This is a genomic window from Arcanobacterium hippocoleae (assembly GCF_031456295.1).
GTDB lineage: Bacteria > Actinomycetota > Actinomycetes > Actinomycetales > Actinomycetaceae > Arcanobacterium_A > Arcanobacterium_A hippocoleae.
In genome coordinates this window covers 1,919,566-1,944,346 of record NZ_JAVDUJ010000001.1, presented here as the reverse complement: position 1 = coordinate 1,944,346, position 24,781 = coordinate 1,919,566, and the positions used below count along the sequence as shown (strand labels likewise).

The window sequence follows — 24,781 nt, the reverse complement described above, 5'->3', positions numbered from 1 at the left end:
TGTGCCACACTAGTATCGTGAGTATTCAAGATTTAGTTACCCCTAAAGGCGCACAGCTCCTTCGCACACTCCCGCCCTACTGCGAATCCGAAGTATTCTCACTCACCACCAAATTACGCAAGCAAGGGCACTCCAGCGAACTCATTTCCAGTGCACTTACGCAGATCCGGCTTCGCGCGAAAGCTCTCGCCAAATTTCCGTCAGCAATGGCGGCGCAGATGCTTTTCACCGCTGACGGTTTGGAACAAGCTACCAGACATAGTATCAGTCAGCTCCATGCCAGCCATTTTATCCACCACAATATCCGCACAATAACTGATTTGGGATGTGGTATTGGTGCCGATTCGATCGCCTTTGCAGAAGCCGGAATCGGAGTAAAAGCAATCGAAATCGATTCTGCAACAGCAACTGCCGCACAGCATAATCTTTCCCGCTACAATCACGCCGAGTTGATCCATGCCGACGGCACCAGAATTGATTTTTCTACACTCAAGACGGACGCGATCTGGCTCGATCCGGCACGCCGGCTGCACGGCAAACGCATCAACGATCCGGAACGGTGGCAGCCAAGCCTGTCACAAGCAATTTCATTTGGGCGCAAATTCAAAGCTGCCGGAATCAAAATTGCGCCTGGGATTTCCTATCAGAATTTACCATCCGATGCCTTTGTAACCTGGATCAGTACAGACGGAAATCTCTTAGATGCCGTGATTTGGCTTGGTGGCGCAGCGCCAGATAGCGGGCGTGCCGCGTGGGTAATTGCAGCAGGCATGGATGGTACCTGTGTGGTAAATAAGCTTACAGATACAAAAACAGATCCAAGCAATGAACCAGTTTTCCTACCTCCGCGAGAGCTGAGAGATTTTATTTATGAGCCTGATCCAGCAATTATGCGTGCTGGGCTGATTTACCGTGTCGCTGAAGAATTTGATCTTGCTCCAGTTTCAGCGAGAATTGCTTATCTCAGCACAGATAAAGAGATCGCTTCACCTTTTCTCAGTAAATTCAAAGTCTTAGAAGTATTACCTTTGAATCCAAAGAAAGCGCGAAAGCGTCTACATGATTTAGCAATTGGCAGCGTCGAAATCAAAAAGCGCGGTACCGATATTGCACCAGAAGTTTTTCGCAAAGCACTCAATTTAGATCGGACACAGAAAAAATCTGCCACACTTTTTGCGACGCAAATCCTTGGAAAGCATGTGTTGATTATTGCTGAGCGCTGCAAGTAAGAAGTTGTTCGGCGAAGAGAAATGATATAGTTTTGCTACCCAAACATAAATTTGATTTTAAGTGTGATCTATGAGTGCTTTTCTGCCTGCTTTTTTACTCACCCTCTTTGCCGGGCTTGCTACCGGCGTTGGGTCCGCGCTCGCATTTTTTGCAAAACGAACAAATCCCCGCTTCCTTGCGATCGCACTTGGATTTTCTGCTGGGGTGATGCTGTATGTGTCTTTTATTGAAATTGTTCCCAAAGCACGCGAGTCTCTAATCAGCGTAAGTGGCACAAGCACAGGATCATGGCAGACGGTGATTGCTTTTTTCCTCGGGATTGCGTTGATCGCGCTCATCGATATTTTCATCCCGGCCTCAGATAACCCACATGAGCTACGTAAAGAAGAGAAATTTAGCGGCGCACCTGGCACGGCAGATGTCATATTTCAGGCAAACCCTACGCAAAATGCGAAGCTAATGCGAATGGGGCTCTTTACTGCGGCTGCATTGGCGATCCATAATTTTCCAGAAGGCTTTGCGACCTTCCTTGCCGGGATGCATAGCGCCGAACTTGCTTTACCGATTGCTGTAGCAATCGCGATCCATAATATTCCCGAAGGAATCGCTGTATCTGTGCCGATTTTTTATGCAACTGGATCACGGAAAAAAGCATTCTGGCTTTCCTTTGCCTCCGGATTATCAGAGCCAGCTGGCGCATTGATTGGCTGGTTTCTGCTCTCGCAATTCCTTGGCACAGCAGGATTTGGTTGGGCTTTTGCCGCAGTCGCTGGAATCATGGTTTATATTTCTCTCGACGAGCTTTTACCAACCGCAGAAGAATATGGTCAGCATCATCATGCAATTCTTGGCCTGATTGCGGGAATGCTTGTAATGGCAATTTCATTACTCTTACTTTAGAATCAGTCACTATCGCAAACCGATAGTGAAGATACAATTTCTCACGCAGAAAATTCCAGCAAGCAGGGCATCATCCGGCTCTTTTGAACACAAAGTGGATATTGGGCTGCTGAAAATAGCGATGACATCACGAATTACCCGTATTTACCGATTATTTATTGCGGCAAGGTTTTGCCGACCGCAGATAAGTTCAACGAAGTTAAAAATGTTTTGGGGGTCAGCCTCTCGCAGGCTGACCCCCAAAACATTCAGCTAAGTTATAGCGCGCGAATCAAATCACGATTCAACATCGAGATAAACTCTAGCGGCACTTGCTTCGGGCAAGCAGATGCACATGCGCCAGTATTGGTACAACCACCAAATCCTTCTGCATCGTGCTGTGAAAGCATATTTACCACACGCTCTTTTCGCTCCGGCTGGCCTTGCGGCAAAATACCGAGATGCACTACCTTCGCGGAAGTGAAAAGCATCGCAGAACCATTTGGACAAGCAGCTACACATGCACCACAACCGATACATGCAGCCGCTTCAAAGGATTTATCTGCGTGTTCTTTGCGTACTGGCACTGCGTGAGCATCAGGAGCCGCACCCGTATTTACCGAAATGTAACCACCAGCTTGCACAATCCGATCAAGTGCTGTGCGATCCACTACCAGATCACGCAATACCGGGAAAGCGGTAGAACGCCACGGTTCGATCGTAATAGTATCGCCGTCCTTAAAGGTACGCATATGCAGCTGACAAGTAGTAGTAACTAGCGGCCCATGCGGATCGCCATTAATTACCAAACCGCACTGACCACAGATACCTTCGCGGCAATCAGAATCGAAAGCCACTGGCTCCTTGCCTTCAGCAAAGAGTTCCTCGTTGAGCTGATCGAGCATCTCAAGGAAAGATGCATCATCAGCAACATTTTGAATCGTATGCGTCTCAAAGTGGCCTTCCGCCTTCGGGCCAGCCTGACGCCAATATTCCAGATTAATTTTCACTTGTAGCTCCGCTGCTTCATCTCAACAAATTCGTACTGCAAATCTTCTTTGTGAAGAACAGGCGCCTGCCCTTCACCCTTCCATTCCCAAGCACCAACATAAGCGAACTGATCGTCATGGCGAAGTGCTTCGCCTTCTTCGGTCTGGTGTTCAGCGCGGAAGTGCCCACCACAGGATTCTTCACGGTGCAATGCGTCAATACACATCAATTCACCGAGCTCGAAGAAATCTGCTACGCGGGTAGCTTTCTCCAAAGATTGATTGAGTTCCATTGCTTTACCAGGCACACGTACGTTCTTCCAGAATTCTTCACGAAGTGCGCGAATCATCTCGATTGCTTTCTTCAATCCGGCTTCTGTACGTTCCATTCCGCAATATTCCCACATGATGTGGCCAAGTTCCTTATGGAAGGAATCCACTGAACGATTACCGTCATTCTTGATCAGGTGTTCGATGCGCTGCGCATTTTCCTGCTCAATTGCGACAAGCTCAGGATGATCTGGCTTCACTTCTGGGAAGGATGCAGCATCAGCAAGATAATCATTGATCGTATTTGGCAGCACGAAGTAACCGTCAGCCAAACCTTGCATCAAAGCGGATGCGCCCAAACGGTTTGCACCGTGATCGGAGAAGTTTGCTTCGCCAGCTACATACAAGCCCGGGATCGTAGACTGTAAATCATAATCGACCCACAAACCGCCCATCGTGTAATGCACGGCAGGGTAAATCCGCATCGGCACTTCATATGGATCTTCAGCAGTAATCTGCTTATACATATCGAAAAGATTGCCATACTTGGCTGAAACCTGATCTTTACCCATTCGCTCAATTGCTTCTGAGAAATCAAGATACACGCCGCGTGCAATCCCACCAATTTCTGGCCCTACGCCGCGACCATCATCGCACATATTCTTTGCCTGACGAGATGCGATATCACGCGGTACAAGATTACCGAATGAAGGATAGATCCGCTCCAAGTAGTAATCCCGATCTTCTTCTGGGATATCACGCGGATCCTTCTTGCAATCTTCAGCCTTCTTTGGCACCCAGATTCGCCCGTCGTTACGCAGCGACTCGGACATCAGTGTCAGCTTTGACTGTGATTCACCATGCTGTGGAATACATGTCGGGTGAATCTGCGTGTAGCACGGATTGCCGAAGAAAGCACCACGGCGATGTGCACGCCAGACTGCAGAACCGTTACATCCCATTGCGTTGGTGGAAAGGAAGAAGACATTACCATAACCACCAGTAGCAATTACCACGGCATCAGCGATGTGCGTTTCGAGTTCACCAGTGACCATATCGCGAGCAATAATGCCGCGTGCACGCCCTTCAACCACTATCAAGTCAATCATTTCGTGACGATTGAAGAGTTCCACCGTACCGGCTTTTGCTTGGCGCATCAACGCCTGGTAAGCACCGATCAGCAGCTGCTGACCCGTCTGACCACGCGCATAGAACGTCCGCGAAACTTGCACACCACCGAATGAACGATTATCAAGCAAACCGCCGTATTCACGAGCGAATGGCACACCTTGCGCCACGCACTGATCAATGATCGCTGCTGAAACTTCTGCCAACCGGTAGACATTCGATTCGCGAGCACGGAAATCGCCGCCCTTGATCGTGTCATAGAAAAGACGGAAGTTTGAATCGTTATCGTTCTTGTAATTCTTTGCTGCGTTGATCCCGCCTTGCGCCGCAATCGAATGCGCACGTCGAGCTGAATCCTGATAGAAAAAGGCTTTCACATGGTAGCCCATTTCGCCGAGCGAAGCTGCACCCGCACCACCAGCCAAACCAGTACCAACCACAATGATCGAACGCTTCCGACGGTTTGCCGGATTTACCAGCTTTGCACTGAATTTGCGCTGTTCCCAACGCTCAGCGAGTGGTCCTGTTGGAGCCTTTGTATCGACAATTGGCTCACCTTCGCGGTAAAGCCCATGAATTAGAGTATCTGTCATTATCGTGCTCTCCCCTAATATTTATGAAATGAAACCGAAGAGAATGAAGGTTGGTGGAAGCATAAAGCCAACCACGATCAAGCCAGCGACAAGGCTGCCAACGAGCTTGTACATCCGTTCACGGCTCCGGCTAGAAAGACCAAGAGTAGCCAGGGCTGACCAAACACCGTGACGAATATGGAAACCTATTGCCAGCATCGCAATCAGATAGAAAATGTAAAGCCATGGAATACTGAATGCGAGCACCATGTTATTGTATGGATTTGCGACATCGTATGCGCCACCTACCTGCAGCTTTAATGCAGTGAATTGCAGTAAGTGGAAGACAAGCCAAATCGCAATCAATACGCCGCCCCAGCGCATCACAAAAGCAGTGTAGCTCTGGCTTGCGCGTACTTTCTTCCCCGAGCTGACCTTGTAGGCATTACCGCGTGCTTTCACTGCACGCTTCCACAAGGTGATTGCCGAATACATATGCAAAACGATGCACAGCAGCAGTGTGATGCGCATGATCCAAACGAATCCCTTACGCGGCAAAATCGGATACAACAATTCATAATGCAAATAATGCGCGTAGTGATTGTATGCATCTGCTCCAAGGAACATCTTCAGATTTCCATACATATGGAACAGGAGGAAGAGGACAAAGATGATACCGGTTGCTGCCATGAGCACCTTCAGTGCCACGGTAGTCTTACTTCCGCGATTAGTTTTTACTTTAGAATTAGCCACGTAACGAAAATACCAGAAGATTCAACGGTTTTTCGGTGCTCAAGACCTATTTTTCATTTTTTCGCATCCCTATCGTCGCTAACTTCAAATCAAGATTATTTTTCACCTTGAGTAATCCGCATCAGCTCGCAGTTTCTGGAAAAATGGCGGGAAATAGCGAAATTTTGTGAGAGTTTATTTGCGTATATCGTTTATCCCCGAGCAAGGCACTGAAAACCTAAATTTCGCATTCTTTACAAAGTTTTTTCTGCATCACGAGCGCATCATCATGCCGATAATAATTCTTTCGCAATCCCACTTCAGAAAACCCGGCATTGCGATAAAGTGCTTGCGCCCCAAAATCAGCTGCGCGCACTTCAAGAAATAAATCAGCTGCCTGATGTGCTTGCGCAACTTCGATCAACTGGGCCAGAAGTGCTTGCGCAATCCCACGGCGGCGTAAATGCGCAGCTACCGCAATCGTCAAAATTTCTGCTTCAATCCCGAAACTTACGCCGCCCAGAGCAATGATTTCACCCAAACTTTGATGTGGCTCAGGCGGATTGAGCAACGCCAGATAGAGGCAGTCTGTACGTCTCAGCTCATTTTGCCAAACTGCTTCAGGCCAGGCATCTACAGCAAAATTTTGCGCATCAAAATTCGCACAGCGCTTCGCCCATGCAGGTGTCAATCGCTGAAATTCTACTTCTTGCAAATTACGCATGATCTGAGTTGTAAATCAGGAAGAGTCACTTTGCGCCAAGTTCATACGGATTTCCGGTTGCAGGCACTTGTGCATGGTTTCCTGCCTGCACGTCAGGACGGCGTAAATATTGCGGGCGCACAGCAAAATCAATTTCCGCTCCCGCATCTTTTTGCCCCTGACGGGAAAGATATAGCCGTGTAAACACTTCGGGAGTGCATTTGGCAGTGATCCGCTGCGTGAACTCATCTGGATAAAGCTCTGCATTTGCACACACCACTATCGCCGGAGATCCGCTCAATTCATCAGCAAGCGCGCTCGGCTTGAGCACCCGCGCAGCTACAAGCACTTCAATATCATCTGCGCCCATTGCTCTTGCACGGAGTGCGAAAACTTCTTTTCGCCGTGCATCGATCACGGCTTCGATCAGATTTGCCCCCTCCTGGGAACCGGCTAAGGCCAATGCTTCGAGTGATGAAATTCCATAGATTGGCACATCCCAGGCACGTGCGAGGGTCTGCGCCGTCACCAATGCTGCACGCAACCCAGTAAAAGCAGCTGGACCAGTACCAGCAATGATCGCATCTGGACGCGTTATCCCAGCCTCAGCAAGCACCTCCTGCACCATCGGGGCAAGATATTCAACATGGTGGCGGGTGTCTGCAGATTCACGCACCGCAATACATTTTACCGCTGCCAAATCACTTTCACAGATCCCAACTATCAAGGTATTGGAAGCATCAATTGTAAGAAACTGCATCGATTTCTTCTTTCTAAAATATTATTTTCGTTATCTGCCAATTCTGATCAGCAAATAACGAATTAATTTTCCAAACTTTCCTGTATCACACTGCCAGGCGGACTTTCATAGAGCGTTACTTCCCCACTTGATTCACTAAATTTTACTTTCTTCTTCCCGATTTCAGATACTTTCTCCGAAGAACGTACGGTACGATGATGCCCTGTTGCCCAATACCATAACGCATCGGCAGCGCTTTGCTTACGTGCTCGTTCAAAACGCGATTCCCAAATCAGCCAGGCAAGGGAAAACACCAATATCGCAGCAATCACTCCCGCAACGATCAACGATGCCAGCCACTGCGTTGAATCATATATTTGTGGTGCAGTCACTTGCTGTTTTTCAAGCGAATCAGCTGTTTCACCATCAGAGATGATCCCCTTTCGCTGGGTATAAAATACTTCCAATGGCACCGTGCCAAGCACCAGATTTTCACCGCTTGCTGAAGCTGCTAAAATCGACTTCCCTTTTACTGCGAACCAGGCTTTCAACTCCGTATCGTAAATCAGAGTTTCTGCATCAGGAACCTGCTGACTACTCGCTGGCGGCGGTAAAAGATGCTGTGCAAGTTTCGCATCGCCAAACACTTTTCGGGTGCTCGTAGCGTCAGTATCAAGTTCGATTTGAATCACGCCAAGAGCATTTCCCTGTGAATCAGAAATCGGCGCTACGCGCAGCTTGGATTGCGTGATTATCGGCCAGCCATTCACATCAGTTTCGTCTTTAAATGAGTAAACTTTTACCGGTTTTCCGATTTGTAACTGTGCGATCTGGGCTGCTTGCAAACTGGGAAATTCTTGCGATGCGAAGGATTTCACCAATGCCATCCCAGATTCCTTCAACCATTTCTCAAGCGTCTCATCACTGATCAGGAATCTTGGCAGTGGTAAAGGCATCCTAGTGCTGAAATTATTTAAGGCAGCTGTTTGCACTTGAATCGCTGAAACTGGAGGTACTGACGGGATGGCAACAACCGTGGAAATCATTGAAAGACAGCTCGCGAGCGCACCGCAAATTCTCACAAGCGAGTACTTCCACTGCCGCTTCAAAATCCGCATCGCCACTCCTTTCTCGCTTTCATTGATTTATTTGCGGAACTGTCATTTGGCAAAATCAGGCTGCACGTGATTTTCCCAATCCGTTTTGTATTTTCCGTTCTGCCTTGTGCCGCTGGCTTTAGTTTTCGTAGCTCATCAGTGCTGCCACATCAGTATCTGCAAGTACAGCTTCCAAATACTGTTTCCCCCGCTCACCATAGGCCACTGCAAGCAAAGTACGCGGTGCGTCAGCATCAAGATCTGCTGGTTCAAGCCCTGCAGCCGCTCCTTGTGGACGCTTAATCGTCAGTTCAATGCGATCAGCGGAGAGCACTTCTACTTTCCCTGCGCCCCATTCCACTACCGTTAGTGCGGCATCGAGAGAGGAATCTAAATCAAGCGCGTCAAGTTCTGCAAGCGAATCTAAGCGATAGGCATCTACATGCACCAAATCAACTCCAGCTGCTCCCGCATAATTTTGCGCAATCACGAAGGTGGGAGACGATATTTTGGCATTCACTCCAATTCCCTGGGCAATACCTTGAGTCATGGTAGTTTTTCCCGCTCCGAGCGGCCCGTTGAGCATGAGCAGATCTCCGCCTTGGGCATGCCGCCCAAATGCAGCACCCACTGCCTGGATCTGCTCCACCGTCAGTACCTCAATTTTTGCAGTCATGAACTTCCACCCATTCTTTTCACTTATTGTTTTCATGCGCTAAAACTGCTGCCAGAAATGCACTATTCTACGTAGTAACGCGGCACTCGTGTACCTAACCGAGACACAATCTCATATCCAATCGTATCGCAACATTTTGCAAGTTCATCGGCTGTTGGGTATCCGTCACCGGTCGCACCAAAAATTGTGACTGTGTCTCCGGGCACTGCATCTGGAGCCGCGATCACGAATTGATCCATGCAGATCCGCCCCACTATTTCGCATTTACTTCCATTTCGCATCACATGTGCCCGATTGGAAGCATGCCGTGGAAACCCATCGGCATATCCGAGAGGGACGGTAGCAAGACGTGTAGGCGTAGTGGTGATCGCCGTGTGCCCGTAGCTTACCCCAGTACCAGCAGGTACATCACGTACCGACACCAAATCAGCTTCGAGCCGCATCACGGGACGAAATCCGAGTTCCTCTGCCGAAGCATTCGCCGGTTCTGGGCTAATACCGTAGAGAATCGCTCCTGGTCGTACCATCGAATACCGCGTATCTGGATGCCAGAGCAGTCCGCTCGACGCAGCAATATGCAAGTATTGCACTTCGATCCCCGCATCCGACACGATTTGCCGTGCTGTTTCAAAAAGTCCTACTTGCTGCCGGGTGACAGGCGAATCTAGTTCATCTGCGCGAGCAAAATGACTCCATAGCCCGACTACTTCAATAAGTCCATTTTTTTCAGATGCAGCAATCACTGGCATCAGCTCACGCAATTGTGCAATCGAAAATCCACCGCGTGCCATGCCAGTATCAACTTCAATATGCACGCGCGCAGTGCATCCCGTATCGGTAGCGGCAAGCGCGATTTCGTCTAATGCCCAGGCAGCACTGAGTGAAAGATCGATTTCCAATTGCAGTGCTTCCCAGAATGGCGCGCCTGGTTCAGCGATCAGCGCGAGCATTCTTCCGCGTTGTGCTAAAGCTTTGCGCAATTCAATTGCTTCACCAAGTTGCGCTACAGCCAACCAATCGACTCCATGATCAAGCGCCCAGGTGCCGATTTGCTTTGCACCATGCCCGTACGCATCAGCTTTGATCACAGCCATCACTTCAGCATTCCCAGCAAGATCGCGCGCACGCTGCAAATTGTGGATAAAGGCGTTTCGTGAAATCAATGCTCGCGATGGGAAATGGGGATCTGCGATGCGGTTACTTGCCACAGATCACGCCTCCTCGCTAAATTGCTTGCTTCTCTTTCATATTCTTTACAGAACCTAGTGTTAGCTGCATCTGCAGCATTAATTATTTCAATGCGTGCAAAGCACTACTCGCAAAATTGTACGCCTGAATATTTCATCCGTACATATTTCGTGCTTTGCGGGCTCGAAATATTGATCGCGAGCAAAGTTCAGCTCCTGCAAAGAATATTTTAGCGCGCTTGCCGAGATCCTTTGCGCATATTTTCCAGCCGAGCAAACTTCGCACAGAAATCAACGTGATCCAAAAGCAATGCGCTTATTCAACAGTAACAGCCTTTGCAAGATTACGTGGCTGATCCGCTCACTGGGTGCACCGTGCGTCGCCCAGCGAGTATGCCCAATCGCAGCAAATGCATTTACCGGAAGCGGATTTGCGATAATTTCTGCGGTGAGATTAGCTACATGGCCAGTCTTCTTCCGCATCTGAATCTCTTCACCAGTATTTACGGCGATCCCAGCCGAATCGTAACCACGATATTCAAGCTGTTCAAGACCAGCAAGTACAGCTTGAATCGCCGGAGCGAATCCTTCGTCTGGCCGTTTAAGCTGGTCAGTTGTATTTTCGCTGCCAATATATCCTACAATTCCACACATAGGGTAAAGATCAAACGAGCATTGAAAGATGCTGATTCTCGATTCCCACAAAGCGATACAACTCACAATATTTGGTGGCTTATTTTGCATCGAAAAAATTCATCACAAGCGGATCCCTGCTTCTCAGGCGCATATGTGCAGATCCCCGCCGCAAAATGGCGTTCCCTTGCTGCTACTACCGAGCTTCCATTAACGGATGAAGACGTGCGTCGTCTGGCAGCCCTTGGGGATCCAATCGATATTGCCCAAGCCGACGCGATCTACCGTCCGCTCTCTGCCCTGATGCAAATGTATGCAAAAAGCACCCGCGAACTTTTACACGAATCTACTGATTTTATTGGTTTCCCAGAATCTCGCACACCGTGGATCATTGGGATTGCCGGCTCAGTAGCCGTAGGAAAATCAACTGCTGCACGTCTCTTGCGCGAGTTAATGAGCCGCTGGCCGCAAACCCCGAACGTAGATTTGATCACCACTGACGGTTTTTTGCTGCCAAATGCGAAACTTACCGAACTTGGGATCATGCATCGGAAAGGTTTCCCAGAATCCTACGATCGGCGTGCACTGCTGGATTTCTTGCATGACGTAAAATCCGGGAAGCCAAATTTGCAAGTCCCGGTATACGATCACGTTACTTATGACATCGTGCCCGATAAATTCATTACAGTAAACCAGCCACAAATTTTGATCGTGGAAGGGTTAAACGTACTGCAGCCTCCGCGCGCATCTACTACTGACGGCGAATTTCGTGCCGTCAGTGACTACTTTGATTTTTCGATTTATCTTGACGCTGCAGAAGCAGATCTCGAAAAATGGTATCTGCAACGAATGCTTGCATTAAAAGCAGGCGCATTTGCCGATTCCCGCTCTTTCTTTCGCAAATATGCAAATCTTTCTGAGCAAGAAGTACTTGCAATGGGGCGTGAAGTCTGGAGATCCGTAAACTTGCCGAACTTGCGTGAGCACATTGCCCCGACCCGCTCACGTGCTACTGTGATTCTCTCAAAAGCTACAGACCACACAGTCAAAGAAGTATTTTTAAGACGGCTCTAAATACATGATACGAAATCAAAATACGTAATTAGATTTGTGGGTGGGGAATCCAGCTTGCTGCATTCCCCACCCTTTCACTGAAATCAAAACAATCTTGCAAAATGCAATACCGCGCCTTGTGCCAAGCGTTTTAGCGCGATAACTTTTCTCGCACCACACCAGCAAGATACTCTGCTGCTCGATCTGCTTCCGCTTGCGTGCCTGCTTCAACCATTACACGAATCAACGGCTCTGTACCAGATGCACGCAACAGCACACGACCAGTCTCACCAAGTTCTGCCTCAACCGCATTCACCTGTGCTTCGACTTCGCTGACCCGATTTTTATCCACATTTGGCACATTGATCAAAGTCTGCGGAAGTTTCTCGACAAAAGCTACCATCTCAGCTAAACTCTTGCCTGCCTTAGCGACCTCACTCGCTACAAGTACGGCGGTGAGCGTGCCATCACCCGTAGTAGCATAATCGAGGTTGATCACATGCCCGGATTGTTCGCCACCAAGGTTATAGCCGCGTTTGAGCATTTCCTCGAGTACGTATCGATCGCCAACCTTCGTCGAGACTGTCTTAATCCCCTTATCACGCATTGCAAGGTGCAAGCCAAGATTCGACATCACAGTAAGTACAAGTGTATTGCGTTTCAAACGTCCGTCTGCTTTCATTGCAACCGCAAGCATCCCCATGATCTGATCACCATCAATGAGTTGCCCGGCACCGTCTACGGCTAAGCAGCGGTCAGCATCACCGTCAAAAGCAAAACCAAAATCAGCTTTCGTGGCCACAGTAAGCGCCTGTAATTGCTCTGGATGGGTAGAACCACAACCGTCGTTGATATTTTTTCCATCGGGCGCAGCATTGATCACCACTACATCTGCACCAAGTTTTTGGAAAACTCGCGGTGCTACATCGGCAGCTGCACCATTTGCACAATCGAGCGCAATCCGCAGCCCATGCAACGGCTGCCCGGCACGAATCAGATGATTCATATAGACCCGATCAGAGACAAGTGCCGTTTCTGAAATGGAACCCACTCCAGCACCTATCGGACGCTGCCATTCTTGCCCAAGCATGGCTTCGATTTCATCCTCGATCGCATCATCTAATTTGAAACCATCAGAATTGATGAACTTGATCCCGTTATCTGCCATTGGATTATGCGATGCAGAAATCATTACACCGAGGTCATAATCTTCTTCAGCCGTAAGATGCGCAACACCCGGAGTAGGAATTTCACGCACATGCTCCACATCCACTCCAGCGCTCGCAAGCCCCGCTGCTAATGCGTGCGAAAGCATTCCTGAAGACTGCCGCGTATCGCGACCAATAATTGCACGTGGCCGATGCCCCAGCTGCTCATTAGCAAGTACCCGCGCAGCAGCTTCACCCAATTGCAGGGCAAAGCCAGCAGTGATTTCTTGATTTGCAACACCACGTACGCCGTCGGTACCAAAAATACGTGCCATTTTCTGCCCTTCGTGAAAAGATACATCAGTTTCAGATGCCATCAGGTTATCTCTACCAGCGATTACGATCTGCTCGATATGACAATGAGCCGACCTAATAGTAGCAGAGCAAAAATCAGCAAGGTTTGCTCCAAGAGCAGATCCTGAGCTGACTCCAGCAAATTTCGTTTTACAAGCAGAAAGTCTAGCACTCTATACCGGTTATATCGATGCAATATTGACCGAATAAATAACTATTTCCGAATCGCGAGAAAACTATCTCAGCCCAATGCCATCACGAAAGTTTACGAAACTCCAAAAACGCCATCTGAAATAAATAGATCGGGTCCATCCCCTGGTTGTGGGGATGAACCCGATCAAAAAGCTTACTCTCCCAGAAATTCTCATTTCTGTGATGCACTGCGCGAAGCGAGCATCCGAAATAAAAGAATTAACGCTTGGAGAACTGCGAAGCCTTACGTGCCTTCTTCAAGCCAGCCTTCTTACGTTCAACAGCACGTGCATCACGGGTCAAGAAGCCAGCCTTCTTCAATGCAGGACGGTTTGCTTCACGATCAATTTCATTCAATGCACGTGAAATACCCAAGCGGAGTGCACCAGCCTGACCGGAAGGACCGCCACCGTTGATGCGAGCAATCACATCGAAACGACCTTCGATATCAAGAAGTGCAAATGGGGAATTCACAAGTTGCTGATGCAACTTATTTGGGAAGTAATCGTCAAGAGAACGACCATTAATCTTCCATTCGCCAGAACCTGGCACGAGGCGGACACGAGCAATGGCTTCCTTACGGCGACCAAGGCCTGCGCCCGGTGCGGTCAAGGATGCACCTTGACCTGTACGCGGAGCTTCGCTCTCGCTGGTATACGAGCTAACTTCGGTTAACTCTTCGGTTTCTACGGTGGTCTCAGCCACGGTACTCCTTAAGTTTGGTCCGGATTAGAATCTCGGATTTACTGTGCGACCTGCTTGAGCTCATATGGCTCTGGTTTCTGAGCAGTATGAGGATGCTCAGATCCGCGGTAGACCTTCAACTTGCTCAGCTGCTGACGGCCTAGTGTGTTCTTTGGAAGCATGCCTGCTACTGCCTTCATCACAGCCTTTTCAGGATTAGATGCGAGAAGCTCAGTGTAGGAGGTAGCCTTCAGACCACCCGGATAACCGGAGTGGTGGTAAGCAATCTTCTGTTCACGCTTAGAGCCGGTGAGCGCCACCTTCTCTGCGTTAATAATCACCACAAAATCGCCAGTATCAGCGTTTGGTGCGAAGTTTGGCTTATGCTTCCCACGGAGCAGGGTGGCAACTTGAGCTGCCAGACGGCCGAGAACGACGTCGGTGGCGTCAATGACGTACCACTTCTTTTCTACATCGCCTGGCTTCGGTGTATACGTGCGCACTTGCGTAGCCTTCGTTTCTATTCGGTGAATCGACACAAAACACTGCAGATTTATGGCTTTTGCAGTTTTTTATTGCTGCCGACTCTTTGGTCAAAATGTCAATCGTTGTACGACTTCGGTGCCAGACGAGTGGGAATGCATCTGCGCACAACCTGCACAACAGTAAATAAGACTATCGGGATTAGCGCACTGAGTCAAAGCTTTCTTAATTGCTGTGAGACGCTTCATTCACCTGATTTACTGAAATTGCCTCTAATTCAGCATATTCCATGCAAAGAATCGCTAATCTCGAAAAGAAAATTACTGAATCCGCATATTGCCTTCTCACCAAGTTACGCTGATGCCACACAAAATCTCAGGCGTCTGTACATCCACAGTCAGCTTCGTCTTGCCCCAGCTCAACTCCTCGGAAACGCCTTGCACGGAGAGCTTGCGCCGCCCACTCTGTGGGCGGCGGATATCCAATTTTCGCTAAAGTCAAACCATGCGCGGGAGCTACAATTACTTCCCCGTTCCGCAATCTTGCCGCAAGTCGTTTTGCCGGCCAGTCCGTTGGTCGCGCTCCACGCCCAACCTCAAGTAATGTGCCAACAAGTGTCCGTACTTGCGAATGGCAAAAGGCATCAGCTTTTACCCGCGCTAAAATAAAACTGTTTCCGGCAGCATCTTCAACGCGTCGGAAATTTAATTCTTGTAATGTCCGCACCGTAGACGCACCTAGCCGCGGCTTGCAGTATGAAAGAAAATCATGTTCTCCAAGTAAAGGTAGTGCAGCTTCGTTCATTGCCGAAAGATCCAGCTCTTGCGGCACCCACAGCACATCCGTGCGCATCGGATCCCAATTCGCTGCTCCGTCAGCGATCTGGTAATTGTACATCCGCCAAAGTGCTGAAAAGCGTGCATCGAATGATTGCGAAACTACCTGCGCAGAATAGACGACACAATCAGAGTATTCTTTCGGTTTGGGAGCATTGTGTGAAAGCACAGCATTTATTTTTCTTACAATCGCCTGCTCTGGCAGCAATTGCGAACGCCCCGGCAGTTTTTCCCAAACTGTGCGTGGTAAATCAAAATGTGCAACCTGCTCGCGTGCATGCACTCCCGCGTCCGTGCGGCCAGCTACAGTCAGCGTCACTGCTGCACGGCAAATCTGCATCAAAGCTTTTACAAGCTCACCTTCAACAGTACGCAGCCCTGGTTGCGCTGCCCACCCATGAAAAAACCTCCCGTGATAACGCAAATCGAGACGAATCCGTAAATTTTGTGCCAGTGTTTTTTCCACGTTCACCGTTCCCACCCCAATTGAAGAGCTACTACCCAATCTCATATTTTCTCAAAATTTTCCGCAAAAAATTTCACTATGTAAAATACCACGCAAAATAAGTTCATCGGAGAGTAAGCTAAACAGCGTGACTCTTATGAAAAATAGCCCCATCAAAGAAGTTCCCCTCCTCTCTCGCGGGAAGGTTCGTGATCTCTACGATTTAGGTGAAAATCTGCTGATCGTAGTGACTGACCGTGTTTCAGCTTTTGACGTCGTATTCGATGAAGTGATTCCAGATAAAGGCGGGATCCTCAATTCGATTTCAGCATTTTGGTTTGAAAAGCTTTCGCAGATCATCCCAAATCACATGATCTCGACGGACCCCGCTTCTTACCCTGAACCTTTCAGTAATTATGCTGAAGATTTAAGACATCGTTCAATGCTTGTCCGAAAGCTGCAGATGATCAATGCCGAGTGTATTGTGCGCGGATATCTTGAAGGATCTGCCCTGAAGTCTTATCGCAAAGACGGAACAGTTAACGGGATCAAAATGCCGGCCGGTTTGCAGCAGGGCGATGCGCTTCCTGAACCAATCTTTACCCCGTCCACAAAAGAAGAAGGCGGGCACGATATCAATATTTCAGTTAAACAACTAGCAAATATTGTTGGCACTGAAACTGCACAAGCTCTCGAATCTGCCTCATTAAAACTGTTCGCAGCAGCATCTACTTATGCTGGTGAGCGTGGGATCATTCTTGCCGATACAAAATTTGAATTCGGCTATCTTGACGGAAACCTTACGCTTGGTGATGAAGCATTCACTCCCGATTCTTCACGTTTTTGGGCAAGTGAAACCTGGGAGCCGGGTCATGCGCAAGAAAGTTTTGATAAACAATTCCTGCGCGAATGGCTGGAAACTCTCGAATGGGATAAAACCCCACCAGCTCCCGCACTTCCGCAAGAAGTAATTGCAAAAACAGCCGCAAGGTACCGTGACGCATACCAGCGTCTGACCGGAAATGCCTGGGTTTAATCAAATCTAGCGTTGATCTGAGAAAAGCAATTTGGGTGCTTGCAAAGATTTACAAGCACCCAAATTGCATTTTTCGCACAACAGCTTAAAGTGTAATTTCTGACTCCGCATCAAAATAGTGGATTTCCTCTTGCCGCGGACGGATCGTCAAAACTTCGCCAACATGAAAATTAGTTCCACGCGTTAGCAGTACCGCAATTCGCTCTGCATGATCATCATCGACTTGCGTACGCATCTTTCCATACAAATATGTTTGCGCACCAAGCATCTCAACCAAATCTGCTGAAATCTCAATTCCCGGCGTTCCAGGACTCACAACTTCCCACGATTCAGGGCGTACTCCAAGCAAAATTTCACCATGCACTTTTGCCACAATATTCCGTGGTATCGGAAGCAGGTAGGATCCAAGCACTGCATGTCCATTATCGATCCGGCAATGGAAGAAATTGATACTCGGTGAGCCAATAAACCCGGCAACGAATGCATTTGCGGGATTCGCGTAAAGCATCTTCGGAGTATCTACCTGCTGTAATTGCCCATCCTTCATCACCGCCACACGATGCCCCATCGTCATCGCCTCAACTTGATCGTGAGTCACATAAATGGTCGTCACTCCCAAGCGCCGTTGTAAGCTTGCGATCTCACCGCGCATTGAAACCCGCAATTTCGCATCAAGATTCGATAGCGGTTCGTCCATGCAATATACCGTAGGCTTCCGCACAATAGCTCGTCCCATTGCCACACGCTGACGTTGCCCACCAGAGAGCTCAGCTGGTTTGCGATGAAGCAGCTCATCTAATTCCAGCATTTTTGAAGCCGAATTAACTCGCTGCTCAATTTCAGACTTCGCAATTTTTGCGTTTTCCAAAGCAAACGCCATATTCTGTGCCACAGTCATATTTGGATATAACGCGTAAGACTGAAAAACCATCGCCACATCACGTTTCCGCGGACGCACGCGCGTCATATCTTCTGCGCCAATCAAGATCCGCCCAGACGTAGTCGGTTCAAGACCAGAAACCATGCGCAACGACGTAGACTTTCCGCACCCTGACGGACCGACTAAGACTAAAAACTCGCCGTCGGCAATTTCTAGATTGAGATTATCTACTGCTGGTTTTGTCGCGCCAGAAAAAATACGCGTAGCTGAATCAAAAGTTACACTTGCCACTTAAAGATCCGTATCCTGTTATGTCGCGTTTCTCAAACGCGAGAACTCATTAAAAAGCTATTGTTTTCTCAACGGCTTAATATCTGTCACTTCGGCGTGCATCACAAAAGCACTCCCTTTTACAGCGAGCGTGAGATGAGAGCAGTATCTTTGAACTGCTCTCATCTCCAGCACCGCCGCTGAACCAATCACTGGCTAACCAAGTATTCTCTTACTTCAGTTTCGGCTTGATTTGGGTGTCAATAATCTTCTGCTGCTCTTCATCAAGGGCCTTAAAAGTTTCTGCAACGTCAGCACCTTGAGAGATCTTGTCTAATGCAGCACCAATCCGCATCCCGCCACCAGGAACAAATGCACGAGCTGCATCCTGCTTTTGCGTAAGCTTCAGCTGTTTCACCGCAGTAAGGAAGTTTGGATTCGCTTCATAGTACTTCTTTGCTTCCGGAAGCTGCGAACCAGAAGTGCGAGTAATCAAGTAACCAGTGCCCTGGGAGAATGCGAAATTATTTTCTGGATTGGTTAAGAATGCCAAGAACTTTGCAGCCGCTTCCTTATTCTTTGCTTTCGCTGGAATTGCTACACCAGATCCGCCGGTGGAAACTCCAGAAACATTCTCTGGCGATGGCAAGAAAGCCGTCCCAACATTAAACTTTCCATCTTTTGAAACGGTCTGCAGGGAGCCAGTTGATTGCAGCATCGCTACTGCTTCACCTGCAACGAATGGTACTGCAGAATCCTTTGCGGCGGTGAAATAACCCTGCTTAAACTGGTCTTGCAAGAACTTTCCAGCTTCGATTGATTTCTCATCAGACATCGTCATCGTCCAGTCCTTTGAATAAGACCCGCCAAAGGACCAAATCATGCCCTGGAAATACCAATCCATATAATTCGCACCATCTGGGATCGAAAGCGGAGTAATATCTGGGAATTTCGCTTTCAACTTTGGCGCAAAATCGTCATTCCATTCTTGCCAGGTCTTTGGCCCACGATCAGGCAAACCAGCTTGCTGCCAAAGATCCTTGTTGTAGTAGAAAAGCGGCGTGGAACGAGCATATGGGACAGCAAAATGCGAACCGTTGAACTTGTACTCGTCATAAAGATTCTGGTTGTAATCTTCCGGCTTTGCATCTGCCTTTTTAAGCAGATCATCCAAAGGCTCCAGCTGACCATTTAACGCAAAGTTAAACCAGGTCACATCAGATGCCACAACCACATCTGGCACTTGCCCACCAGAGAGCGCCGCATTCAATTTTTGCGCAACTTCTTCATAGTCTTTTCCAGCATCCGTGAGCTTCACTTTGATATCTGGATTAGCTGCTTCAAAATCAGCAATAATCTTTTTTTCAATTTCTTTTGAAGATCCTGGGTGATTTGACCAAAAATCAACGGTCACTGGACCGTCAGCTTTATCTGAAGACTTTTCTGCAGCTCCCTGAGATCCCATCCCAGCACAGCCAGATAGTGCCAGCGAAACAATCGCCAGAGTCGCGAGTGCGATTTTGTGTGTTTTCATCATGTACCTTTCAAATACATTTTCATTTCGATTGCGAGAAAGAATTTTCGATTCACTTGTCAGAAGAACCGCTAAAAGTTCCCGATCCAGTGCATTTACCCCTTGACCGCACCAGAAGTAAGACCTTTGATCATGTTCTTCTGCAAAAGCAGGAAGACGATCAGCACCGGAATCACTGCAAGAACCGTGCCAGCCATCACTGGCCCCCAATTTGTAAGACCTTCGTTGTTTTGTAAGAAAGTCAAACCGATCTGTAGCGGTGCAGTAGCTTCGTCATCAGACATTAAGAATGGCCACAAGTACTCATTCCAATCATTGACAATGGTGATCAAAGCAAATGCCGAAAGTGTAGACCACGACATCGGCAAAACAATTCGGAACAACAGCTTCAACGGTCCTGCACCGTCCATCCGTGCCGATTCAATCACTTCCTTTGGCAGCGATAAGAAGTGGTTCCGCATCAGGAAAGTACCAAAAGCCGTTCCTGCAAGCGGCAAGATGATCCCAATAAATGTATTGCGCAAACCAAGATTCGCAATCAGAGAATAGTTTGAAATCAAAGTGATTTGGCTTGGCACCATCAAAGACGCAATGATCAGCATAAACACCAGGTTTCGCCCCGGAAACCGCAGTAAGGCAAGCGCATATGCAGAGGCAACGCCAAGAATTATTTTTATCGTCGAAAGGACAACAGTGATGATAATCGAGTTTCGCAAATAGGCGCCAAAAGCTAAATCTTCGCGAACCGTTTGGTAGTTCTCGATCGTCCACGGATTTGGCCAGTAAGTTGCAGGAGAAGTATAAATATCACCCTGTGTCTTAAAGGACGCAATCACGATCCAATAAATCGGAATCAAGATCAGCAGCAAAGCAATCAGCATTGCAATATAGCCAACAACTTTCAGCCAGACATTATGCGTAACTGCATTCATTTCATCACGGGATTCGACTTTCGTGCGTCGCTTTGGCAAAAATTTAATTTGCCCATTACCCGAAATCATCTTCGCTTTCATTTTTCACCTCGCTGCATGATCCGCACCTGCACCACGGTCACGATCAACAAGATCAAGAACAGGATCGTAGCTACCGTTGCACCATAGCCTGCACGGTTATTCACAAATGTTTCCTGATACACCTGGAAGACCATCGTTGTTGTGCCTGTCCCCTGCGGGCCACCACGAGTCATCACGTTAATAATGTCAAATACTTGGATCGAGTTGAGTAGCACCGTGATCGAAAGGAAGAAAGTTGTCGGACGGAGCTGCGGCAAAAGTACTTTTCGCAAATGCGTCCACGGCGAAGCGCCGTCAATTTCTGCTGCTTCATCGAGATCTTTCCGCCGTCCTTGCAATGCGGCAAGGTAAATCACGAAAGTATAGCCAAGATTTTTCCAAATATACGTCACAGTAACCATAAAAAGTGCCCAGTTGGGGTACTGATAAAAGTCTGGAGCTGCGATCCCGAAACGCTCTAATACGTCCGCGATCAGCCCAAAATCCGGAGCGAAAATGAATTGGAAAGCGACACCAATAGCGGCACCAGAAATCACGTAGGGCGCAAAAACCACTGAGCGCACAAAATTCCGTCCGATTAAACGCTGATCTAAAACAAGCGCTAAGAAAAGACCAAGTACAAGCGAACCAATTACTGCAGCAAGCGTGAAAATAAGTGTATTTCCAAGAATTATCCAGGTATTTGGATTCTTGAACCACTCTAGGTAATTATCAAAGCCAACCCAATTTGCAACGGGAGCAGCCAAATTCCAGTCAGTAAATGAAAGCCGAATATTGTCTGCTAACGGACGGTACGTAAATACTGCCAAGAAAATCAGATTTGGAATAAGTAATACTGCTGCCAATAGCAGCTCATGGTGATCTGGACGATCGGAACGTTGATTTACTTTCTGATCCTCTTTAGTTTTGCGCGCGGTTGCGTGGAACATCATGGGTTCGACTCTAGAGATGAAAATTAAATCGAAATCGTCTGCTCCTGGAACAGAAAATGAACAAAGTCTGAACTTTTTACTGTGCCATTTCAGATTCAGCCAAGTTGGCATTTCCGGCACGATTTTTCAGCTCCATAAACCTTAATATTTCAAGCAAAATCTGCTGCTGTGGCGCAGCTGCAAGATGATGATGCGATAAATAGAAATCAGCAGTAACTATTTGTGTTTTCAAGCACAAATAAATATTTAGATTCAGACGCATTGAGTGTTGCCAATAACTATCGTGAAATTTTTGCCGCATCCAAATGCAGCGCTGCAAAATAGGCTTTTTCCCGTTTTTGCGCTAATGTCATGCTCATGAATGTAGCATCGCACAAATGGCAAAGCGGCGCCCAGCGGAAGAAAATACGCCGGGCACGCCTTGATTCACTCCTCTTACCATTAAACACATTGACAGTTGATTGCGGTGGCGGAGGAATCAAAAGTGCGATCCTTGATCGGCAAGGCGCGGTGATCAGCAAATCGATTCGCACGCCAGTAGCTTACCCTTTTACGCCTGATGATTTACTTGCGATCATTGAACAGCAAATCCGTCAACATCAATTGCCTTTTAAGCGGATAACTGTGGGAATGCCGGGCATTATTCGGCGTGGTGTAGTTACACATACTCCGCATTATATCCGCCAAGGTGGTCCGCATACAGATATAGATCAGAGCTTAGAAGCAGCATGGAATGGTTTGCAATTAGCGCGAAATCTAAGTGCACATTTCAGCGTGCCATGCAAAGTCCTCAATGATGCAGAAGTTGCAGCTTATGCGGTGATTCGTGGAGTTGGAAACGAACTCGTTTTAACCTTAGGTACTGGTTTAGGATGTGCTTTTTTTGTAGCCGGAGATCTCTCAGCACATCTTGAAATATCACACGCGCCTTTTCGCACCGGAAAAACCTTTGATGAAGTACTTGGACAAAAATCGCGGATGCTACTGGGCGATACGGCATGGTCTGAGGAAGTATTTGCAGCCTTGCAAGCACTCTGGCCGGTGTTTCGCTGGGATCAATTGTATCTTGGCGGCGGAAACACACCTTTGATTACTGTGGATGTACAAACGAAAATAAATCATTTCGCACAAACCACTGCCGGGCAAGGATCAATTATTTTTATCGATAATTCTGCTGGCACCACTGGAGGCGTGCAAGCCTGGTATTAAATTTCAAAATTCCAGTGAGACATTTTTCCAAAATATTGCGCGGAAAAAATCTCCCTATTTGCAATATTCAAGATCCATTTTCGGAGTTATTTAGGCTTAATCCGGTAATGTAACTCCGTTTTGCAAATCGAAAATGTATTTCCCAAACAAAACTGGGGTCAAACCCTTTCGGATCTGACCCCAGTGAAGAAATTCGAGATGTTACTTCGTCTCTTCAGTTGCTTCTGCTTCCTCAGCAGCCACAACTTCTGCTTCCACTTCCGCAGCTTCTACTGCTTCAGCTTCTGGTGCTTCTGCTGGCTTTGTTTCTTCCGCAGCTGGCTTTGCCGCAGCTTTCTTAGCCTTTGGCGATACAGCTTCCAGCACAAGTGAAATCTCAGCTTGTGGAGCATTATCACCCTTACGGTTTGGCAGCTTCACGATGCGTGTATAACCGCCTTCGCGATCTGCAAACTTTGGAGCAAGCTCTTCAAAAAGAACGTATGCAGCTTCGCGATCACGCAATACAGCAAGCGCCAGACGACGGTTGTGGGTGTCGCCCTTCTTTGCCTTCGTAATCAGTTTTTCGATATATGGGCGAACGCGCTTCGCCTTAGCTTCGGTTGTTACCACGGACTCGTTCAGAATGAGCTGCTTGCAAAGGTTTGCAATGATTAGACGCTCATGCGCTGGGGAGCCACCCAGACGCGCACCCTTAGTGGGCTTAGGCATGTTTATCTCCTATAAGTTTGATCCAGAATCCGAATTAAATTCGTTCCTGTAGGTCGTCACTGAAAGTCATTGGATAGTTATCGTCTCCGAGGCCGGACATAAATCCTGCTGGAGAATCCTTCAGACGAAGATCGTACTTAGCGAGTTCGTCTTTTACATCCTCAATCGACTTCGCACCAAAATTGCGGATATCGAGCAAATCTGCTTCTGAGCGGAGCACAAGTTCACCGAGCGTATGAATACCTTCACGCTGCAAGCAGTTTTGCGAACGTGCCGGGAGATTCAGGACGGTGATTGGACGCTGCAAATCCGAAGATTGCTGCTCCTGTACTGGTGCTTCCTTCAGCTCGAGACCTTCTACCTCTTCGTTTAGCTCAGTGCACAAACCGAAGAGCTCTACGAGGGTTTTTCCAGCGGATGCGAAAGCATCGCGTGGAGCCATCGAAGGCTTAGTTTCCACATCAACAATGAGCTTATCGAAATCGGTACGCTGCCCCACACGGGTGGCTTCTACCTTGTATGAAACCTTCACCACTGGCGAGTAGATCGAATCAATTGCAATCCGGCCAATTTCGTAATCAGGTGAGTTGTTTTGCTGTGCAGATACATAGCCACGGCCACGCTCTACCGTCAAATCAACTTCAATCTTTCCCTTTTCATTCAGGGTGGCAATCACGAGATCTGGATTATGGATTTCTACGCCAGCGGGAGGAGTGATATCAGAAGCGAGAACTTGCCCTGGGCCCTGCTTGCGCAAGTACATCAACACAGGTTCGTCATGTTCTGAGGTCACTACGAGATCTTTCAAATTCAAAATAATTTCAGCTACATCTTCTTTGCAGCCTTCAATCGTTGAGAATTCGTGAAGTACACCGTCGATGTGAATCGAAGTAACTGCTGAGCCCGGAATTGAGCTGAGCAGCGTACGGCGTAACGAGTTTCCGAGGGTGTAGCCGAAGCCAGGCTCAAGCGGATTGAGAGTGAAGCGTGAGCGGGTATCGGATAGCTTCTCTTCAGTAAGAGTAGGACGCTGTTCGATGATCACAATTATTTCCTTTCGTCGGCGCCCACCATATGACGCCATTTTGATTCCAAGCTGGCAACTAAAATGCCAGCGGAAGTTGGTGCTGTTTCAGATCTTGCCCGGTTTTCGATTGCATTGAGCA

Annotated in this window: 25 protein-coding genes; 5 read left to right on the top strand and 20 right to left on the bottom strand. The window is 48.0% G+C overall.

The window, feature by feature from the left end:
- Positions 1-17: 17 nt before the first annotated feature.
- Positions 18-1,229, top strand: coding sequence for a class I SAM-dependent methyltransferase (locus J2S36_RS08205; RefSeq protein ID WP_309957317.1), 1,212 nt, complete (start codon positions 18-20; stop codon positions 1,227-1,229).
- A gap of 70 nt (positions 1,230-1,299) precedes the next feature.
- Positions 1,300-2,130: a zinc transporter ZupT gene (gene zupT / locus J2S36_RS08200; RefSeq protein WP_309957315.1), complete on the top strand. Its 831-nt coding sequence runs from the start codon at positions 1,300-1,302 to the stop codon at positions 2,128-2,130.
- 257 nt (positions 2,131-2,387) lie between these two features.
- Here the strand turns inward: zupT and J2S36_RS08195 are convergent, their stop codons facing one another.
- The 9 genes from J2S36_RS08195 to J2S36_RS08155 form a co-directional block, all read right to left on the bottom strand.
- Positions 2,388-3,119: a succinate dehydrogenase/fumarate reductase iron-sulfur subunit gene (locus J2S36_RS08195; protein ID WP_309957313.1), complete on the bottom strand. Its 732-nt coding sequence runs from the start codon at positions 3,117-3,119 to the stop codon at positions 2,388-2,390.
- The gene (locus J2S36_RS08190) at positions 3,116-5,089 is read right to left on the bottom strand and encodes a fumarate reductase/succinate dehydrogenase flavoprotein subunit (RefSeq protein WP_309957310.1); all 1,974 of its coding nucleotides are present in this window, start codon (positions 5,087-5,089) and stop codon (positions 3,116-3,118) included. Before J2S36_RS08190 ends, J2S36_RS08195 begins: the two co-directional genes overlap by 4 nt.
- A gap of 21 nt (positions 5,090-5,110) precedes the next feature.
- A complete protein-coding gene (locus tag J2S36_RS08185; protein ID WP_309957307.1) occupies positions 5,111-5,821 on the bottom strand; it encodes a succinate dehydrogenase cytochrome b subunit in 711 nt (236 codons plus the stop codon).
- A gap of 217 nt (positions 5,822-6,038) precedes the next feature.
- Positions 6,039-6,524, bottom strand: a complete 486-nt coding sequence (rimI, locus tag J2S36_RS08180; protein ID WP_309957305.1) for a ribosomal protein S18-alanine N-acetyltransferase — start codon at positions 6,522-6,524, stop codon at positions 6,039-6,041.
- Between the two features lie 25 nt (positions 6,525-6,549).
- Positions 6,550-7,263: a tRNA (adenosine(37)-N6)-threonylcarbamoyltransferase complex dimerization subunit type 1 TsaB gene (tsaB, locus tag J2S36_RS08175; protein ID WP_309957303.1), complete on the bottom strand. Its 714-nt coding sequence runs from the start codon at positions 7,261-7,263 to the stop codon at positions 6,550-6,552.
- Positions 7,264-7,325: 62 nt separating this feature from the next.
- Positions 7,326-8,360 carry a hypothetical protein gene (locus J2S36_RS08170; RefSeq protein ID WP_309957301.1) on the bottom strand — a complete coding sequence of 345 codons (1,035 nt, stop codon included), beginning with the start codon at positions 8,358-8,360 and terminating at the stop codon, positions 7,326-7,328.
- A 118-nt stretch (positions 8,361-8,478) separates the two neighbouring features.
- Positions 8,479-9,051 (bottom strand): tRNA (adenosine(37)-N6)-threonylcarbamoyltransferase complex ATPase subunit type 1 TsaE, encoded by a 573-nt coding sequence (gene tsaE / locus J2S36_RS08165; protein ID WP_309957299.1) that lies wholly within the window; start codon positions 9,049-9,051, stop codon positions 8,479-8,481.
- A gap of 26 nt (positions 9,052-9,077) precedes the next feature.
- On the bottom strand, positions 9,078-10,223 hold the full coding sequence (alr, locus tag J2S36_RS08160) for an alanine racemase (protein WP_309957296.1): 1,146 nt from the start codon (positions 10,221-10,223) through the stop codon (positions 9,078-9,080).
- Between the two features lie 270 nt (positions 10,224-10,493).
- The gene (locus J2S36_RS08155; RefSeq protein ID WP_309957294.1) at positions 10,494-10,856 is read right to left on the bottom strand and encodes a hypothetical protein; all 363 of its coding nucleotides are present in this window, start codon (positions 10,854-10,856) and stop codon (positions 10,494-10,496) included.
- Positions 10,857-10,940: 84 nt separating this feature from the next.
- Between J2S36_RS08155 and coaA the strand changes: the two genes are divergently transcribed.
- Positions 10,941-11,909, top strand: a complete 969-nt coding sequence (coaA, locus tag J2S36_RS08150; protein WP_309957292.1) for a type I pantothenate kinase — start codon at positions 10,941-10,943, stop codon at positions 11,907-11,909.
- A gap of 130 nt (positions 11,910-12,039) precedes the next feature.
- On the opposite strand, the gene glmM is transcribed toward coaA, so the two are convergent.
- The 4 genes from glmM to truA form a co-directional block, all read right to left on the bottom strand.
- Entirely contained in the window at positions 12,040-13,371 is a 1,332-nt protein-coding gene (gene glmM / locus J2S36_RS08145) for a phosphoglucosamine mutase (RefSeq protein WP_309957539.1), read from the bottom strand.
- A 430-nt stretch (positions 13,372-13,801) separates the two neighbouring features.
- The gene (rpsI, locus tag J2S36_RS08140) at positions 13,802-14,287 is read right to left on the bottom strand and encodes a 30S ribosomal protein S9 (RefSeq protein ID WP_309957289.1); all 486 of its coding nucleotides are present in this window, start codon (positions 14,285-14,287) and stop codon (positions 13,802-13,804) included.
- A gap of 38 nt (positions 14,288-14,325) precedes the next feature.
- Positions 14,326-14,769: a 50S ribosomal protein L13 gene (gene rplM, locus J2S36_RS08135; protein ID WP_309957287.1), complete on the bottom strand. Its 444-nt coding sequence runs from the start codon at positions 14,767-14,769 to the stop codon at positions 14,326-14,328.
- A 355-nt stretch (positions 14,770-15,124) separates the two neighbouring features.
- Positions 15,125-16,090: a tRNA pseudouridine(38-40) synthase TruA gene (gene truA / locus J2S36_RS08130; RefSeq protein ID WP_309957285.1), complete on the bottom strand. Its 966-nt coding sequence runs from the start codon at positions 16,088-16,090 to the stop codon at positions 15,125-15,127.
- A gap of 97 nt (positions 16,091-16,187) precedes the next feature.
- Between truA and J2S36_RS08125 the strand changes: the two genes are divergently transcribed.
- Positions 16,188-17,066: a phosphoribosylaminoimidazolesuccinocarboxamide synthase gene (locus J2S36_RS08125; protein ID WP_309957283.1), complete on the top strand. Its 879-nt coding sequence runs from the start codon at positions 16,188-16,190 to the stop codon at positions 17,064-17,066.
- 85 nt (positions 17,067-17,151) lie between these two features.
- On the opposite strand, the gene J2S36_RS08120 is transcribed toward J2S36_RS08125, so the two are convergent.
- The 5 genes from J2S36_RS08120 to J2S36_RS08100 form a co-directional block, all read right to left on the bottom strand.
- A complete protein-coding gene (locus J2S36_RS08120) occupies positions 17,152-18,237 on the bottom strand; it encodes an ABC transporter ATP-binding protein (RefSeq protein WP_309957281.1) in 1,086 nt (361 codons plus the stop codon).
- Between the two features lie 211 nt (positions 18,238-18,448).
- On the bottom strand, positions 18,449-19,750 hold the full coding sequence (locus J2S36_RS08115; protein WP_309957279.1) for an ABC transporter substrate-binding protein: 1,302 nt from the start codon (positions 19,748-19,750) through the stop codon (positions 18,449-18,451).
- A gap of 95 nt (positions 19,751-19,845) precedes the next feature.
- A complete protein-coding gene (locus J2S36_RS08110; RefSeq protein ID WP_309957277.1) occupies positions 19,846-20,763 on the bottom strand; it encodes a carbohydrate ABC transporter permease in 918 nt (305 codons plus the stop codon).
- Positions 20,760-21,695, bottom strand: coding sequence for a carbohydrate ABC transporter permease (locus J2S36_RS08105; RefSeq protein ID WP_309957275.1), 936 nt, complete (start codon positions 21,693-21,695; stop codon positions 20,760-20,762). Before J2S36_RS08105 ends, J2S36_RS08110 begins: the two co-directional genes overlap by 4 nt.
- 76 nt (positions 21,696-21,771) lie before the next feature.
- Positions 21,772-21,957: a hypothetical protein gene (locus J2S36_RS08100; protein ID WP_309957273.1), complete on the bottom strand. Its 186-nt coding sequence runs from the start codon at positions 21,955-21,957 to the stop codon at positions 21,772-21,774.
- 95 nt (positions 21,958-22,052) lie between these two features.
- Here J2S36_RS08100 and J2S36_RS08095 point away from each other — a divergent pair, with 95 nt between their 5' ends.
- Positions 22,053-22,904 (top strand): ROK family protein, encoded by an 852-nt coding sequence (locus J2S36_RS08095; RefSeq protein ID WP_309957271.1) that lies wholly within the window; start codon positions 22,053-22,055, stop codon positions 22,902-22,904.
- Between the two features lie 201 nt (positions 22,905-23,105).
- Here J2S36_RS08095 and rplQ read toward each other — a convergent pair whose 3' ends face one another.
- Together rplQ and J2S36_RS08085 are read right to left on the bottom strand one after the other, a co-directional pair.
- Positions 23,106-23,615 carry a 50S ribosomal protein L17 gene (gene rplQ, locus J2S36_RS08090; protein ID WP_309957269.1) on the bottom strand — a complete coding sequence of 170 codons (510 nt, stop codon included), beginning with the start codon at positions 23,613-23,615 and terminating at the stop codon, positions 23,106-23,108.
- Between the two features lie 34 nt (positions 23,616-23,649).
- The gene (locus J2S36_RS08085; protein WP_309957537.1) at positions 23,650-24,660 is read right to left on the bottom strand and encodes a DNA-directed RNA polymerase subunit alpha; all 1,011 of its coding nucleotides are present in this window, start codon (positions 24,658-24,660) and stop codon (positions 23,650-23,652) included.
- Between the last annotated feature and the right edge of the window lie 121 nt (positions 24,661-24,781).

Excerpts from the sequence above, each read along its gene's own strand:
- zupT (WP_309957315.1), top strand. The coding sequence starts at position 1,300 with ATGAGTGCTTTTCTGCCTGCTTTTTTACTCACCCTCTTTGCCGGGCTT.
- J2S36_RS08190 (WP_309957310.1), bottom strand. The coding sequence starts at position 5,089 with ATGACAGATACTCTAATTCATGGGCTTTACCGCGAAGGTGAGCCAATT.
- rimI (WP_309957305.1), bottom strand. The coding sequence starts at position 6,524 with ATGCGTAATTTGCAAGAAGTAGAATTTCAGCGATTGACACCTGCATGG.
- tsaB (WP_309957303.1), bottom strand. The coding sequence starts at position 7,263 with ATGCAGTTTCTTACAATTGATGCTTCCAATACCTTGATAGTTGGGATC.
- J2S36_RS08170 (WP_309957301.1), bottom strand. The coding sequence starts at position 8,360 with ATGCGGATTTTGAAGCGGCAGTGGAAGTACTCGCTTGTGAGAATTTGC.
- tsaE (WP_309957299.1), bottom strand. The coding sequence starts at position 9,051 with ATGAAAACAATAAGTGAAAAGAATGGGTGGAAGTTCATGACTGCAAAA.
- J2S36_RS08155 (WP_309957294.1), bottom strand. The coding sequence starts at position 10,856 with ATGTGTGGAATTGTAGGATATATTGGCAGCGAAAATACAACTGACCAG.
- glmM (WP_309957539.1), bottom strand. The coding sequence starts at position 13,371 with ATGGCACGTATTTTTGGTACCGACGGCGTACGTGGTGTTGCAAATCAA.
- J2S36_RS08125 (WP_309957283.1), top strand. The coding sequence starts at position 16,188 with ATGAAAAATAGCCCCATCAAAGAAGTTCCCCTCCTCTCTCGCGGGAAG.
- J2S36_RS08115 (WP_309957279.1), bottom strand. The coding sequence starts at position 19,750 with ATGAAAACACACAAAATCGCACTCGCGACTCTGGCGATTGTTTCGCTG.
- J2S36_RS08110 (WP_309957277.1), bottom strand. The coding sequence starts at position 20,763 with ATGAAAGCGAAGATGATTTCGGGTAATGGGCAAATTAAATTTTTGCCA.
- J2S36_RS08105 (WP_309957275.1), bottom strand. The coding sequence starts at position 21,695 with ATGATGTTCCACGCAACCGCGCGCAAAACTAAAGAGGATCAGAAAGTA.
- J2S36_RS08100 (WP_309957273.1), bottom strand. The coding sequence starts at position 21,957 with ATGCGTCTGAATCTAAATATTTATTTGTGCTTGAAAACACAAATAGTT.
- J2S36_RS08095 (WP_309957271.1), top strand. The coding sequence starts at position 22,053 with ATGAATGTAGCATCGCACAAATGGCAAAGCGGCGCCCAGCGGAAGAAA.
- rplQ (WP_309957269.1), bottom strand. The coding sequence starts at position 23,615 with ATGCCTAAGCCCACTAAGGGTGCGCGTCTGGGTGGCTCCCCAGCGCAT.